A 14,099-nucleotide genomic window follows, 5' to 3' on the forward strand; every position below is an offset into this window, starting at 1 on the left:
CGGGCCCATGGAGCAGGGCGAGCCGGCGCCCGACGACGAGAGCACGCCGCGCATACCTTCGCCGCGCGCCGCGGGCGACGACCTCACGGCCGGCCGCGGCAACTCCGGCACCTTCGTGCCGGCGCCGCGCGAGGGCAATCGTTTCGGCCCGCCGGGCCCCGACCGCCGGGCCGAGCCGACCGCCGAGCCGGACCCCGAGCCGGAGACCCCGCCCCCGCCGGACCCAGAACCGCCGTCGTCGTCAGAGCCGGAAGCATCGGTGCCCGAACCCGTTCCACCAGAGACCGCGCCCGTCGCGGGGCCGCCTTCGCACACCGTGCTGAAGTCGCTGCTCGGCGCCTGGGCGCTGGCCGCGTGCTCCACCGAGGAGACCGACGCCGTCGAGGCGCACCTCACCGAGTGCGCGCCCTGTGCCGACGAGGCGCTGCGGCTGCGGGACGCGGTGGGCCTGCTGCACACCGAGCGCAGCCTCGACCTCGATCCGATGCTGCGCGCCCGCGTCCTGGAGAACTGCCTCGGCCGGCGTCCGGCCCGTATCCCGGTGCCCGCGTGGGCGGCCCCGTACGACGCCGAGGCCGCCCGGCTCGACGCCCTGCTCAATGACTTCGGGGACGCGGAGTGGCACGCGCCGGTGCGTCTCAAGTGGTTCGAGGAGGAGCGGCGGGCCAGTCGCCGCACCACGGTCGCCGGGGTGATCGGGCATCTGATGGCCGTCGACGCGCTGGTGGCGACCGCGCTCGGCCTCGACGAACCGGTGCCGCTCGACCCGGAGGAGGCGGCGGGCGGACCCACCGCGCGCACCGAGGCCCTGTGGCGGGCCGGGCGTTTCCCGCTGACGCGTACGGTCCGCGAGCCGTGGCGCGAGCAGTCCCACACCCTGATCCGCACGGTGTCGTTCGCGGGCCGCGGAGTGTCCGAACTCGCCGTTTCCTACGGGGAGTTCGCGCTGTCGTTGCAGGACGCGATGCTCGACCGGGCCTTCGAGTGCTGGATCCACGCGGGCGACATCGCCGAGGCGGTGGACTATCCGTACGACCCGCCGTCCGGCGCGCATCTGCACCGCATGATCGACCTGGCCGCCCGCATCCTGCCCGCCACCCTGGCCGGCCGCCGCCGGGCGGGGCTCGCATCGCCGCCGCGCGGCCTGGTCACGGCGGGCTCCCCCGGCCGCTCGCTGCGCCTGGAGATCGAGGGCGTGGGCGGCGGGGACTGGCTCATCGCGCTGGACTCGCCGGCCGCCCTCCCCTCGCCCGACCACGAGGTGGCCCATGTGGCCCTGGACGGCGTGGAGTTCTGCAAGCTGGCCGCGGGCCATGTGTCACCGCAGGAGGCGGCCGCAGGCCAGCTCGGCGACCGCGAGGCCATCAGCGACGTCCTGTTCGCGGCCGCGTCACTGAGCAGGCTGTGACACCGAAGGGCGTACGGACTAGGCGAACACGACCGTGCGGCGCCCGTTGAGCAGGATGCGGTGCTCCGCGTGCCACTTGACGGCCCGCGCGAGCGCCTGGCACTCGACGTCCCGGCCGATGGCGACGAGCTGGGCCGGAGTGACGTCGTGGCCGACGCGCTCCACCTCCTGCTCGATGATCGGCCCCTCGTCGAGGTCGGCCGTCACGTAGTGGGCGGTCGCGCCGATCAGCTTCACGCCGCGCGCGTGCGCCTGGTGGTAGGGCTTGGCGCCCTTGAAGCTCGGCAGGAACGAGTGGTGGATGTTGATGATCCGCCCGCTGAGCTCCTTGCACAGGTCGTCCGAGAGGACCTGCATGTACCGGGCGAGCACCACCAGCTCGACGCGCTCCTCGCGCACCAGCTCCACCAGGCGCGCCTCGGCCTCGGCCTTGGTGTCCTTGGTGACCGGGATGTGGTGGAAGGGCACGTCGTAGGAGCCGACGAGCTCGGCGAAGTCGGTGTGGTTGGAGACGACCGCGGCGATCTCCACCGGCAGCGCGCCGGACTGGGAGCGGAACAACAGGTCGTTGAGGCAGTGCCCGAACTTCGACACCATCAGGACGATCCGCATCCGCTCCTCGGGGCGGTGGATCTGCCAGTCCATCTGGAAGGAGTCGCCGACGGCCGCGAAGCTGGCGCGCAGCTTGTCGACGGTCACCGGGGCCTCGGCCGAGAAGTGGACCCGCATGAAGAAGAGACCGGTGTCGCGGTCGCCGAACTGCTGACTGTCCTCGATGTTGCAGCCCGTGATGAACAGATAGCTCGACACGGCATGCACGATGCCCTGTTTGTCCGGGCAGGAGAGCGTGAGGACGTACTGGTCAGTCATCCAGGCAGGATGCCACAACCGGGCGCCCCGGCGGCTCCCGGCCCAGCATCCGGGACCTTCAGGCCGAGCGCGTCATGATACTCAGCACTTCGAGGGAGCGCGGCGGCGTGTCCGGGTCCTCGCCGTCACTCTGCGCGAGCCGCACATGCGCCTCGCGCGCCGCTCGCACCGCCTCGGGCCAGGCGTGATGGGCGAGGTACGCGGAGACGGGGGCATCGGCGCCGACCTGGTGCATGATGCGCAGCACCCGCAGCACCGCGAGGTCGACGACGGCGGCCTCGCCGGAGTCCCGGAAGATCGTGCCGACGTACTTCTCGGCCGACCAGTTGTCCAGCCAGGTGTCCTCGACCAGCCGGTAGACGGCGTCGGTGACGTCCCCGTACCCCTCGCGCCCGGCCGCCCAGGTCTCCTCGTGGAAGACGGGGTCGGAGAGCATGTGCAGCGCGGACCGTACGTTCGTACGCCAGCGCCACCACGGCATGTCATTCAACGGCATGCCGCCCATGGTGGAGGAGCGACGGCCGCGACGGGAAGGGCTTGCTGAACCTTGCTGCACGTTTTCGATCGTACGTTCCCCATCGCGCCCGCCCGACCGGCCCCCGCAATTCACCTGGGTGTCACCCTCGGTTGACGCGCGCTCACTTCTCCGTTACCCGTGAGGCGGAAGTGTGTGGGCACATGACCGGTTACGGAGGGCAGCGTCCCCGGGGCTCCACCCGGCCCCGCCGCTCGATCAGTTCGATCAGCACGACGGCCACCGTGTTCGCCGCGTGTTCGGCGGTCGGAGCGAGCCTGTTGACCGGCTGCGGGGTCCTGCCCGGCGTCGCGGGGGGCTCCAGGGAGCCCATCACCGTCATGACCTGGGCGCCCGACGGCACCTCCGCCACCAATGCCCCCGGCATGCCCGCCATGGCGAAGGCGTTCGCCCGCTGGGTCAACGCCAACGGCGGCATCGACGGCCATGAGCTCAACGTCTCGACCTGCAACGAGCACAACACCCCGGCCGGCGCCTCGGACTGCGCGCGGCGGGCCGTGAAGGAGAAGGCGGTCGCCGTCGTCGGCTCCTACAGCCAGTACGGCAGCGCCTTCCTGCCCCCGCTCGAAGTGGCCGGCATCCCCTACCTCGGCGGATACGGCATATCCGACCAGGAGTTCACCAGCGCCCTGTCCTACCCGGTCAACGGCGGCCAGGCCGCCCTGATCGCGGGCAGCGGCCGCCAGCTGGCCCAGGACTGCGAACAGGTCTCCCTGGTACGGCCCGACACCATCGCCGGCGATGTGCTGCCGACGGTCCTGGACGCCGGGCTGCTCGCCGCGCACCGCGAGCCCGTCGCCGACATCCGTACGACCGAGGACGCCGGCGACTACACCGCCGAGGCCCGGCGGGCGCTCGCCGGGGCGGGGGCGGATCCCGCGCTCGTGGGCCGGATCGGGCGCAAGGCCGCGGCGCAGAAGGCCGGCAAGGGCTGTGTGACGGCCGTGCTCGGCGACCGCACCGAGACGTTCTTCGATTCCTTCCGGCGGGTCGAGAGCGACGAGCAGAAGGTGCGGGTCGCCTCCGTGATCGGCTCGATCGGCCAGCCGCTGATCGACCGCACCGGCGGCAAGGACGGCCCCTTCGAGGGGGCGTACGTCACCGGCTGGTACCCGGAGAGCGACGACCCGCGCTGGGACCCGATGAAGAAGGTCATCCGCGAGCAGGCCTTCGGGGACAACGACATCGACGCGGCCGACGCGACCGTCCAGACCACCTGGATCGCGTACACGGTCCTGAAGAAGCTCGTCGAGTCGCTGGGGCAGGACTCCGTCCGCGCGGTGGACGTGGTGCGCACCCTCAACAAGGGCGTGATCGTCGACACCGGCGGGCTCACGCCCGATCTGCGCTGGCGGTTCGAGGACATGCTGGCGGCACCGGACTTCCCGCGCATCGTGAACCGCCAGGTCACCTTCCAGGTGGTGCGCGAGGGCCGCCTCGTCTCCCTCAAGAAGGGCTTCACGGACGTCGGTTCGACCCTGGAGACGTCCGCGGCCAACGGCTGACCCCGGGGCTCCTCAGAGTGGCCCGCCCCTCGAAACCGGGTGCCCGCTCGGAGCCCGGGCGGCCGCTCAGAGCTGGGTGGCTGCCCGCCTGGTCAGGCCGTACTTCGTCGCGATCGCGTTCCACAGGCCCGACGCCTCCTGCTTGGACTTGGTCGCATCGCCGCTGGCCCTGTCCCCCGCGCCCGCGTCCTTGGTGCGCTTGGCGTGCCCGTCCTTGCAGTTCTTGCCCTTGTCCCCGGCCAGCGCGTCCGACCAGGCCGCGTAGTGGTTGTCGGCCGATGCCGAGGACTGCCAGGCCTTGGTGAGGGCGCCGGCGAGCCGGTCGTGGTCGGGCAGCTTGTCGATGCTGAGGCCGCCGAGCCGGGTCACCAGGTCCGCGCGCTGCTTGGCGGCGCCGCGCAGGGACGCGGAGGCCTGGTCGAGCTTGTCGCAGCGGCGTATGTCGGCGACCGCGCCGATCACCGTGTCCCGGCTGCTGCCGCTGTCGGCGAGCAGCTTGTCGAGCGCGTCGGCCTGCGCCTTGGCGGGGTCCGCCTCGGCGTCCTTCTTGCCACCGCCGTCGGCGGCGGGCGAGCTGGCGGCCGCGGGCTGCTTGTCGTCCTTCTTGTCGTCACCGCCGCCGCTGAGCAGCGCCCCCGCGCCGAGCCCGATCGCCGCGCAGCCCACCACCACGGCCGCGATGAGCCCGACCGGCGACTTGCGCCGCCGCGGCTCCGGCTCGTACCCGGACTGCTGCGCGGGCGGCTCCTGATGGGGCGGCGGCGCCTGGAACTGCCCGGCCCGGCCCTGGCCCGCCTGTGTCTGCTGGTACGGCTGCTGCGGGGACCGGTTCAGCGGTACGGACGGCTGGAAGCGGGGCAACTGCGCGCTGCCGGTGCCCTGTTGGGGCCCGCCGTCGGCGCGGAAGAGGCTGTCGAACTCGGCGGGCGGCGGACGGTCCCCCGGCGCTCCCGGGCGTATCCCGTACGGGGAATCCTGCGGGGCCGGCGGCACCGGCGGCAGCACCTGGGTGGGGTCGGCGTTCTGACCGGCGCCCTGGGCGCCGAAGCGGCCCGGCTCCCCGGCGTGCTCGGGCGGCAGCGCGCCCGGGCCGCCCGGCACGGGCGCGATGTACTGGGTGGCCTCGCTGCCGGAGCTCCCGGCGCCGCCCGGCACCGGGGCGATGTACTGCGTGGCCTCGCTGCCGAAACCCCCGGTACCGCCCGGCACCGGGGCGATGTACTGGGTCGCGTCGGAGTCCCCGTTCCCGGGCGGCACCGGGGCGAGGTACTGGGTGGCCTCGCTGCCCGAGTGGCCCGGCGCGGGCGCGATGTACTGGGTCGCCTCCGCGTCCCGGCCGTCGCTCTCGGGCGGCAGCGGCTGCCCGAAGGTGGCCGGACCCTGCGGCGGCGCGGTGTGGCCCTGCGGGCCCCAGGGCTGCCCCCAGGGCTGGGCTCCGGCGGGGGTCGGCTGCGGCTCCCCGGCGCGGGGGCCGCTTCCTTCGGCGGGCAGCACGACGCCCTCGTGCGCGGGCCGTACAGCCGGAAGCTGCGGCTCGTCACCCTGTCGGCTCTGCTGCGTCACCGGAACTCCTGTACGTGGACCTACGGAATCGTCGGTTCACGCTACCGGGTCCCCCCACGCCCTTGCCAAGCCCTCCCTCAACCCTCCACGTTCAGGCCGCCTGGACCTCCAGGCGCTCCCCGAACTCCCGGACCGCGGGCTCGTCCCCGTACGGCTCCAGGCGCACCTGGAGGTCCTCCAGGTAGTCCGCGCCCCGGTTGGAGCGCAGGGTGCCCAGGAGTTCCACCGCGCGGGTGCCCGTCGCGCAGGCCTCCTCGACCTCGCGCTGCTGGACCTGCGCGGAGGCCAGCAGGATGAGTCCGATGGCGCGGCGCCTGGCCCGGGTCTCGGGGTGCCCCGCCAACGACTCCTCGGCCCGCCTCGCGGCGGCCTCCGACTGGCCCAAGTCCCGGTGGCAGTGGGCGAGTTCGTCCGCGAGGTAGGCGTGGTCGAAGTGCGCGATCCAGCTGGGGTCATCGCCGGATTCGGGGTCCGCGGCCTCCAGCGCGGTCAGCGCGCGGCCCGCCACCGCCTGGCAGGTCCTGGCGTCGCCGAGCAGGGCGTGGCCGCGCGCCTCGGCCGCGTAGAACATGGCCTCGGCGCGCGGGGTGACCCGGCCGCGGGCGCCTTCCTGTGCGGCGCGCGCCAGTTGGGCGATCTCGCGCGGGTTGCCGAGCTGGGCGGCGAGGTGGCTCATGGACGCGGCCAGCACATAGCCGCCGTATCCCCGGTCGTCGGCGGCCTGGGCGAGCCGCAGGGCCTGGATGTAGTAGCGCTGGGCCAGGCCCGGCTGGCCGGTGTCGACGGCCATGTATCCGGCGAGCTCGGTGAGCCGGGCCACCGCCGCGAACAACTGCCGCCCCACGGACTCCCGGTAGGACCCGGCGAGCAGCCCGGACACCACGCTGTTGAGGTAGTGCACGACGACCGGCCGCACATGGCCCGCCCCGAATTGGTGATCGAGCCGCACCAGCGCGTCCGTCATCGCCTTGACGGCCTCGACGTCGGCGGCGCCGACCCGCTGCCCGGCGTTGCGCGCGACCTGCGCGTCGGCCCCGGTGATCAGCCAGTCCCGGCTGGGCTCGACGAGGGCGGAGGCCGCCACGGTGGACCCGGAAAGGAAGTCACGGCGGCCCACATCGCTGCGCCACAGCTCGCAGACCTGCTCGATCGCGCCGAGCACGGTGGGCGAGAACTGCAGGCCCACGCCCGACGCCAGGTTCTTGCCGTTGGCCATGCCGATCTCGTCGATCGTGACCGTGCGGCCCAGTTTTCGGCCAAGGGCCTCGGCGATGATGCCGGGCGCCCGCCCCCGCGGCTGCTGACCGCGCAGCCAGCGTGCGACGGACGTCTTGTCATAGCGGAGGTCGAGGCCCCGCTCCGCGCCGACCATGTTCACTCGACGGGCGAGCCCGGCGTTGGAACACCCGGCTTCCTGGATGAGCGCCTGCAGCCTTTCATTGGGCTGGCGGGCGACGAGAGGCCTGGCTGCCATGTGAACCCCCTGGAGCGGCAGTGATCAGCACCCTGATCATTGCCCTGCGAATATGCAGAGAAACGAGCTTTATCCGGAATATGGCGGCATTGCCAGCATTCCTGTGTGCTTCCCCCGCATATGGCTACCCTGCCTCCGTGGCACAGCCGCACGCGCGCCCCCGCCCATGCACCCATGCGCCCCATATGCAGGACCGATACCGCTGATCCCGCGGACGCCACGCCCGTAACCGTCGGTGGTGGGCACAGTTGAGTCCGTCGTGGAAGAAACCATCACAGGCACGGGCACGGACACGGAATCCGCACAGATCCCCAAGCAGCGCGGCGAACAACTCCTGGACAGCGCCGTCCGGTACGCGGAGGAGCGGCACTGGGACGTCTTCCCGGGCACGTCCCTGGAGGCCGACGAGGGGGTCGAGCGCTGCTCGTGCGGTGACACGGCGTGTCCGAAACCGGGTGCGCACCCCGCCCGGCCGGACTGGGCGACCCAGGCCACCGGCAGTGCGGTCGCGGCCCGCCGGCTGTGGTCCAAGAGCCCCCGGGCCTCGATCCTGCTTCCCACCGGGCGCACCTTCGACGCCATCGACGTACCCGAGTCGGCCGGATTCCTCGCGCTGGCCCGCATGGAGCGGATGGAGCTCACGCTCGGCCCGGTCACCTGCACCCCCGACCGCCGGATGCTGTTCTTCGTGCTGCCGGGCGCGGGCGCCAAAGTCCCGGACCTGGTCCGGAAGTTGGGGTGGGTGCCCGCCTCGGTGGACCTGATCACCCGCGGCGAGGGCGACTACGTCGCCGCCCCGCCGACCCGGATCGGCGGCTCGGGCGCGGTGCAGTGGGCGCGCCGCCCCACCCCCGCCAACCGCTGGCTGCCCGACGCGGAGGAACTGATCAGCCCCCTCGCCTACGCCTGCGGCCGCGAGGCAGCCGATGCCAGGGCACGCCGCCCCTAGGGGTCTGCCTCCTTCGACTCCTATGGTGTCCGGGTAGGCACCATCACGGGGATGAGAGGCACGGCCATGCCGGACCAGGCATTCGAAGGAACCGCGGACACGGCGGGCGGAGCGCGTACGGCGCCGCCCGCCGTCCGCGTACAGGGGCTGTGGAAGCGGTTCGGCGAGCAGATCGCCGTCGCGGGGATCGATCTGGAGCTGCCCGCGGGCAAGTTCATCGGTCTGGTCGGCCCGAACGGGGCGGGCAAGACGACCACCCTGTCCATGGTCACCGGGCTGCTCAGGCCCGACCAGGGCACGGTCGAGGTGGCCGGGCACGACGTGTGGCGCGACCCCGTCGCGGTGAAGTCCCGCATCGGTGTACTCCCGGAGGGGCTGCGCCTGTTCGAGCGCCTGTCGGGGCGCGAACTGCTCGGCTACTCGGGCCGGCTGCGGGGACTGCCCGGCGCCGAGGTCGACAAGCGGGCCGCCCAGCTCCTGGACGTACTCGACCTCGCCGGCTCCCAGCACAAGCTGGTCGTCGACTACTCGACCGGCATGCGCAAGAAGATCGGGCTCGCCGCGGCCCTGCTGCACAATCCCGAAGTCCTGTTCCTGGACGAGCCGTTCGAAGGTGTCGACCCGGTGTCGGCCCAGACCATTCGCGGCGTCCTGGAGCGCTACACCGCCTCCGGCGCGACCGTGGTCTTCTCCAGCCACGTCATGGAGCTCGTCGAGTCGCTGTGCGACTGGGTCGCCGTGATGGCCGCGGGCCGCATCCGCGCCCAGGGCACCCTGGCCGAGGTGCGCGGCGGGGCCACCTCACTGCAGAACGCCTTCCTCGAACTCGTCGGCGCCGGCGGGCGCAGCGCCGGGGACTCCCTGGACTGGCTCGGCGGCGGCACCCGGTGACCGCGACCTCCCCGAAGGCCTCCGCGGCTTCCCCGAGCGCCTCCGCCCTGACGCCCGTCTTCGTCCGCCTCAAGCTGTCGCTGCTGCGGAACGGGCTGCGGCAGTCCGGCGGCCGGCGGGCCGCCTACATCACCTCCGCGGTCCTCGTGCTGCTCTTCGCGGCGCTGCAACTGCTGGGCCTGATCCTGCTGCACGGCACGGAGCACGCGGCCACCCTGGCCGTGCTCGTCGTGGCGCTGATGGCGGTCGGCTGGACCGTGATGCCGCTGTTCTTCCCCAGCGGCGACGAGACCCTCGACCCGACCCGCCTCGTCATGCTGCCGCTGCGGCCGCAGCCGCTGGTCGGCGCGCTGCTCGTGGCCTCCCTCGTGGGCATCGGGCCGCTGTTCACGCTGTGCCTGATCGTCGGCTCGGCGATCGCCGTGGCCCGGGGGACCGGCGCGGCCCTGACAGCCGTCGCCGCCGTGCCGCTCGCGCTGCTCGTGTGCCTGGCGCTGGCCCGCGCGGTCGCCGCCGCCAACACCCGTCTGCTGACCTCCCGCAAGGGCCGCGACCTCGCGGTGCTGAGCGGACTGGTCATCGCGGTCGGCATCCAGTTCGTGAACTTCGGCGCCCAGCGGCTCGGCAGCTCCGGCGGCCTGTCCGCGCTCGACCCGGCCGCGAACGTGGTGCGCTGGCTGCCGCCGGCCTCCGCGATCGGGGCGGTGGCGTCGGTGGGCGAGGGCGCGTACGGGCGCGCGGCCGTCCAACTCCTGCTCAGCGCAGGGGCGTTGGGGCTGTTGCTGTACGCCTGGCAGCGCTCCCTCGTGAAGCTGATGACCACGCCGGACGGATCGACGCTCGCCGCGTCCGACGCCTCCCGCAAGGAATCCACCGGCAAGGGCCTGGCCGCGCTGCTTCCCGAGGGCCGCACCGGCACGGTGATGCTGCGTACGCTGCGTTACGCCTGGCGGGATCCCAAGACCAAGGCCGCGTGGATCACCTCGCTGGCGATCGGCCTGATCGTGCCGGTCTTCAACGCCCTCCAGGGCAACGGCACCGTGTACTTCGCCTGTTTTGCCACCGGCATGCTCGGCGTGCAGATGTACAACCAGTTCGGGCAGGACACCTCGGCGTTCTGGATGGTGCTCCAGACCATCTCCTCGACCCGGGACGCCTATCTGGAGCTGCGCGCCCGGGCGTTGGCGCTGCTGCTCGTGACGCTTCCGTACACGCTGCTCGTGGCCGCCGTGACGGCCGGGATGCTGGGCGACTGGGCGAAGCTGCCCGAGGTGATCGGGCTCGCGCTTTCGCTGCTCGGCGCGATGCTGGCGACGGGCTCGGTGGCGTCGGCGACGCTGGCGTACTCCATCCCGCAGGACAGCCGCAAGAACGTGGCGCCGGGGCAGGGCGGCATCGCGGCCCTGTCGATCTTCGGCGGGATGGTGTCGGGTGCGGTGCTCTGCGCGCCGATGATCGCCCTGGCGATCTGGCTGCACGTCTCCGGCCACCACGGCAGCCTGTGGCTCCTGTTGCCGCTGGGGGCGGCGTACGGGGCGCTCCTGTGCTGGGCCGGTCTGAAGGTGGCCGCGCCGCGCACGGCTGCCCGTCTGCCGGAAATCCTGACGGCGGTCAGCTCGGGCTGACCCCGGCCCCCCGGGGGCTCGCCCGGTTCGGCGGTGACGCCCGGACTCTCCGTCGCCCCCGTCCCGGGACGGGCCGAGGACACCGGTGCGGGCGACGGGGTCAGGGGGTGAGCACCCCGTCGAGGAACGGCTCGATCGCGGTGCGCCAGCCCTCGGGCTGGTCGTAGTGGACGAGGTGCCCGGCGTCGGCCACCTCCGCGTACTGGCCGCGCGGCAGCACCCGGACCATCTCCTGGGCCTCCGCGCGGCCGAGCTCGCCGTCCAGACCCCGCACCACGAGCGCGGGGCACTCGACCAGGGCGAGTTCCTCCCAGTGCGCGTCGTACACCCAGGTCTCGCGGGAGGTCAGCATCTGGCGGCGGGAGAACACCGGCCGCCAGCCGTCGGCCCGCTCGGCCATGACCTCGGCGAAGAACTCGCCCCGGGCAGGGCTGGGCCGCTCGACCCAGGGGTCGTCCTCGCCGAACCACTTGCGCACGTCGGCGAGCGTGGCGAAGGGCAGCGGCCAGGACTTGAACCAGTCCTGCCACTCCCGCTGGGAGGCCGCGCCGAGCGGGGAGGCCCGCATGTCGCAGATGACGAGTGCGCGGACCAGGTCGGGCCGCTTCGCGGCGAGCTGCCAGGCGGTGAGCGCGCCCATGGAGTGGCCGATGAGGGTGACCGGGGCCAGGCCCAACTGCTCGACGGCCGCCTCCGCGTCCGCCACGTAGACCTCGCGGGTGAAGGGGCCGTCGGCCGGCTTGTCGCTGCGGCCGTGGCCGCGCTGGTCCAGGGCGACCGCCCGGTGCTTCTCGGTGAGCCAGCGGGCGGTGGAGGCCCAGTGCGAGGCCCGGCCCATCAGCCCGTGCAGCAGTAGGACCCCCGGAGCCGGTTCGACTTCCGTGCGGGCCTTGGGCTGCTCCGCGAACTCCCAGGCGGCGAGACGAGTCCCGCCGGTCCCCGTCACATCGATGCGTCGCACCATGCGCCCTGGCACCCCCTTCAGCCCCCGAGTGGTCAGTTCACGGCAGAGTATCGAACCCCTATTCGAAAACTCACGTCTCTCGCGCAACACCCCTCGTTCGAGTGACCACGCTCAAGGATTGACGGAACGTGCCGAGGGGAGATCTCCTCCGGGAGGCGGGCCGCTCGGGGATGAGGGTCCGCGGGGGTCGACCCTGGGAGCTCGGGGCTCCGGGTCGACACCGGGGAGGACAGGCCCCGGCGCCGCGAGGCGCCGGGGCCCTGGTCTTCCCGAAGCTCTTGCCGAGACTCTTGCCCAAAGGGCGAGCCGGGCATGAAGGCCCAGGCAGGCCGGGGTGCCGATGATGGTGCGAGTGGTTCGAACGGCATCATGCTGCCGCCCCCTCCCGTGCCGCACGCCTCTGCGGTCATATGCCTCAAGCCACAGCCTCGCACGCGATCCGCCCGGCCGCTGCTATTCCACCCGGAAACCGGCCTTCCCCGCAAGCTTCCCGCACCCTTCACGAAGTGCGCCCAACTGCCTTACGGGGGAAGGGCGATGACGTTCCGTCACCGCCCTTCCCATCCCCGCTCCCGGCCCTGCGCCGGCCTGCTCAGCGCTTGGCGACGAAGACGTGCGAGGCGACGTCCGCCCCGAGCTCGGCGGCCTCGCCACTGCTGCCCACCAGAACCCCGCCGGGCGACTGCGTCACGCTCACCACGGCGCCGGGCTGCACGCCCGCCCGTCGCAACGTGTACATCAGCTGGGCGTCCGTCTGGATCGGCTCGCCGATCCGGCGCACGATCACGGTCTTGCCCTCGGGGCCCGGGTCGAGCTCACCGAGGCTGATGATGCCGTCCTCCAGGAAGGCATCCGCCTCGGCCTTCTCGCCGAGCTCCTCAAGGCCCGGGATCGGGTTGCCGTACGGCGACTCGGTCGGGTGGCGCAGGAGCTCCAGGACGCGGCGCTCCACCGCCTCGCTCATGACGTGCTCCCACCGGCAGGCCTCCGCGTGCACCTGCTCCCACTCCAGGCCGATCACGTCGACGAGCAGGCACTCGGCGAGCCGGTGCTTGCGCATGACGCGCGTCGCCAGGCGGCGGCCCTCGTCGGTCAGCTCCAGATGGCGGTCGCCCGCCACCTGGACCAGGCCGTCGCGCTCCATGCGTGCGACCGTCTGGCTCACCGTCGGGCCGCTCTGGTCCAGGCGCTCGGCGATGCGGGCCCGCATGGGGACCACACCCTCCTCTTCGAGCTCGAGGATGGTGCGGAGATACATCTCCGTGGTGTCGATCAGTCCGGACATACGTGCCCCTCGATGCTGTGACATAAAACGTCGTACCGCTGGCCCTGAATCCAATTCTGACGCATAGCACTGACAACCGTGCCGCGACGGCCGTCCCCCATCTTGACCGGATGCCCGCGCGCCCCGTATTGACAGGGGAAAGGTCCAGACCGCACCGTGATCGGCGCACGGTCGTTACCCCACCCCGGAAAGGGTCCTCGGCGATGAGCGAGAGCAAGCTGGCCGGTCGGTTCTTCGACGCCGCGATCGGACTCCTGGGGCGGGTGCGGGACGAGGAGTCGCTGAACGTCGCGGCCGCCGGGACCCTGATCGCCGACACCGTGGAGGCGGGCGGCCGGCTCTTCGCCTTCGGCGCCGGGCACTCCTCCCTGGCCGCCCAGGACGTGGTCTACCGGGCGGGCGGGTTCGCCCTGATGAATCTGCTCGCGGTGCCCGGGGTGGTCGGCGTCGACGTCATGCCCGCCACGCTCGGCTCCGCCCTGGAGCGGGTCGACGGACTCGCGGGCGCGGTCCTCGACTCCAGCCCCGCCAAGGCCGGTGACGTCCTCGTGATCATCTCGCTCTCCGGGCGCAACGCGCTGCCGGTGGAGATGGCCATGAACGCGCGGGCCCTCGGGCTCAAGGTCATCGGGGTCACCTCGGTGGCGTACGCCGAGGGCACCAGGTCCCGGCACGTCTCGGGGACCTTCCTGCGCGACCACTGCGACATCGTGCTCGACAGCAAGATCGCGGTGGGCGACGCCGAGCTGACCCACGACGGCATCGAGGCCCCCTTCGCGCCCGCCTCCACGGTGGTCACCAGCGCGTTGATGCAGGCCACGATGGCCGCGGCCGCCGAGTCCCTGGTCGCCCGGGGGATCGAGCCGCCGCTCCTTCGTTCGGGGAACGTCGACGGGGGCCACGAGTGGAACGGGCGGGTCATGGCGGAGTACGGCGACCGCATCTTCTTCCGGCACTGAGCCCCGGGCCCTCCTGGGGGCTCCGCCCCCAGACCCCCGTTCGCGCCTGAACGGGGCTCGTCCTCAACCGC

Annotated in this window: 12 protein-coding genes; 6 read left to right on the forward strand and 6 right to left on the reverse strand. The window is 72.7% G+C overall.

Annotated elements, in window-relative coordinates; all coding sequences use genetic code 11:
• Positions 1-7 precede the first annotated feature (7 nt).
• Positions 8-1,408, forward strand: coding sequence for a zf-HC2 domain-containing protein (locus IE267_RS15770; protein ID WP_167159095.1), 1,401 nt, complete (start codon positions 8-10; stop codon positions 1,406-1,408).
• A gap of 18 nt (positions 1,409-1,426) precedes the next feature.
• Here the strand turns inward: IE267_RS15770 and purU are convergent, their stop codons facing one another.
• Positions 1,427-2,278 carry a formyltetrahydrofolate deformylase gene (gene purU, locus IE267_RS15775; protein WP_161245403.1) on the reverse strand — a complete coding sequence of 284 codons (852 nt, stop codon included), beginning with the start codon at positions 2,276-2,278 and terminating at the stop codon, positions 1,427-1,429.
• A 58-nt stretch (positions 2,279-2,336) separates the two neighbouring features.
• A complete protein-coding gene (locus IE267_RS15780) occupies positions 2,337-2,783 on the reverse strand; it encodes an SCO4402 family protein (protein ID WP_189763770.1) in 447 nt (148 codons plus the stop codon).
• A 173-nt stretch (positions 2,784-2,956) separates the two neighbouring features.
• Here IE267_RS15780 and IE267_RS15785 point away from each other — a divergent pair, with 173 nt between their 5' ends.
• Positions 2,957-4,318: an ABC transporter substrate-binding protein gene (locus IE267_RS15785; protein WP_189763648.1), complete on the forward strand. Its 1,362-nt coding sequence runs from the start codon at positions 2,957-2,959 to the stop codon at positions 4,316-4,318.
• 66 nt (positions 4,319-4,384) lie between these two features.
• Here the strand turns inward: IE267_RS15785 and IE267_RS15790 are convergent, their stop codons facing one another.
• Together IE267_RS15790 and IE267_RS15795 are read right to left on the reverse strand one after the other, a co-directional pair.
• The gene (locus IE267_RS15790; RefSeq protein ID WP_189763649.1) at positions 4,385-5,881 is read right to left on the reverse strand and encodes a hypothetical protein; all 1,497 of its coding nucleotides are present in this window, start codon (positions 5,879-5,881) and stop codon (positions 4,385-4,387) included.
• 91 nt (positions 5,882-5,972) lie between these two features.
• Positions 5,973-7,355, reverse strand: a complete 1,383-nt coding sequence (locus tag IE267_RS15795; RefSeq protein WP_167159091.1) for an NsdA family TPR-like regulatory protein — start codon at positions 7,353-7,355, stop codon at positions 5,973-5,975.
• 259 nt (positions 7,356-7,614) lie between these two features.
• Here IE267_RS15795 and IE267_RS15800 point away from each other — a divergent pair, with 259 nt between their 5' ends.
• From IE267_RS15800 to IE267_RS15810, 3 genes are all read left to right on the forward strand, one after another.
• Positions 7,615-8,304, forward strand: coding sequence for a bifunctional DNA primase/polymerase (locus IE267_RS15800; RefSeq protein ID WP_167159089.1), 690 nt, complete (start codon positions 7,615-7,617; stop codon positions 8,302-8,304).
• Positions 8,305-8,370: 66 nt separating this feature from the next.
• A complete protein-coding gene (locus IE267_RS15805; protein ID WP_189763650.1) occupies positions 8,371-9,195 on the forward strand; it encodes an ABC transporter ATP-binding protein in 825 nt (274 codons plus the stop codon).
• Positions 9,192-10,820: a transporter gene (locus IE267_RS15810; RefSeq protein ID WP_189763651.1), complete on the forward strand. Its 1,629-nt coding sequence runs from the start codon at positions 9,192-9,194 to the stop codon at positions 10,818-10,820. Before IE267_RS15805 ends, IE267_RS15810 begins: the two co-directional genes overlap by 4 nt.
• 100 nt (positions 10,821-10,920) lie before the next feature.
• Here the strand turns inward: IE267_RS15810 and IE267_RS15815 are convergent, their stop codons facing one another.
• Complete coding sequence (locus IE267_RS15815; RefSeq protein WP_189763652.1) at positions 10,921-11,784, reverse strand: alpha/beta fold hydrolase; 864 nt, start codon at positions 11,782-11,784, stop codon at positions 10,921-10,923.
• Between the two features lie 592 nt (positions 11,785-12,376).
• On the reverse strand, positions 12,377-13,069 hold the full coding sequence (locus IE267_RS15820; RefSeq protein WP_161245409.1) for an iron-dependent transcriptional repressor DtxR: 693 nt from the start codon (positions 13,067-13,069) through the stop codon (positions 12,377-12,379).
• 203 nt (positions 13,070-13,272) lie between these two features.
• Here IE267_RS15820 and IE267_RS15825 point away from each other — a divergent pair, with 203 nt between their 5' ends.
• On the forward strand, positions 13,273-14,028 hold the full coding sequence (locus IE267_RS15825; RefSeq protein ID WP_161245410.1) for an SIS domain-containing protein: 756 nt from the start codon (positions 13,273-13,275) through the stop codon (positions 14,026-14,028).
• Positions 14,029-14,099 lie beyond the last annotated feature (71 nt).

Origin of the sequence: Streptomyces xanthochromogenes, from assembly GCF_014650455.1 — a bacterium.
Lineage (GTDB): Bacteria > Actinomycetota > Actinomycetes > Streptomycetales > Streptomycetaceae > Streptomyces > Streptomyces xanthochromogenes.

Excerpts from the sequence above, each read along its gene's own strand:
- IE267_RS15770 (WP_167159095.1), top strand. The coding sequence starts at position 8 with ATGGAGCAGGGCGAGCCGGCGCCCGACGACGAGAGCACGCCGCGCATA.
- purU (WP_161245403.1), bottom strand. The coding sequence starts at position 2,278 with ATGACTGACCAGTACGTCCTCACGCTCTCCTGCCCGGACAAACAGGGC.
- IE267_RS15780 (WP_189763770.1), bottom strand. The coding sequence starts at position 2,783 with ATGGGCGGCATGCCGTTGAATGACATGCCGTGGTGGCGCTGGCGTACG.
- IE267_RS15785 (WP_189763648.1), top strand. The coding sequence starts at position 2,957 with ATGACCGGTTACGGAGGGCAGCGTCCCCGGGGCTCCACCCGGCCCCGC.
- IE267_RS15795 (WP_167159091.1), bottom strand. The coding sequence starts at position 7,355 with ATGGCAGCCAGGCCTCTCGTCGCCCGCCAGCCCAATGAAAGGCTGCAG.
- IE267_RS15805 (WP_189763650.1), top strand. The coding sequence starts at position 8,371 with ATGCCGGACCAGGCATTCGAAGGAACCGCGGACACGGCGGGCGGAGCG.
- IE267_RS15815 (WP_189763652.1), bottom strand. The coding sequence starts at position 11,784 with ATGGTGCGACGCATCGATGTGACGGGGACCGGCGGGACTCGTCTCGCC.
- IE267_RS15820 (WP_161245409.1), bottom strand. The coding sequence starts at position 13,069 with ATGTCCGGACTGATCGACACCACGGAGATGTATCTCCGCACCATCCTC.
- IE267_RS15825 (WP_161245410.1), top strand. The coding sequence starts at position 13,273 with ATGAGCGAGAGCAAGCTGGCCGGTCGGTTCTTCGACGCCGCGATCGGA.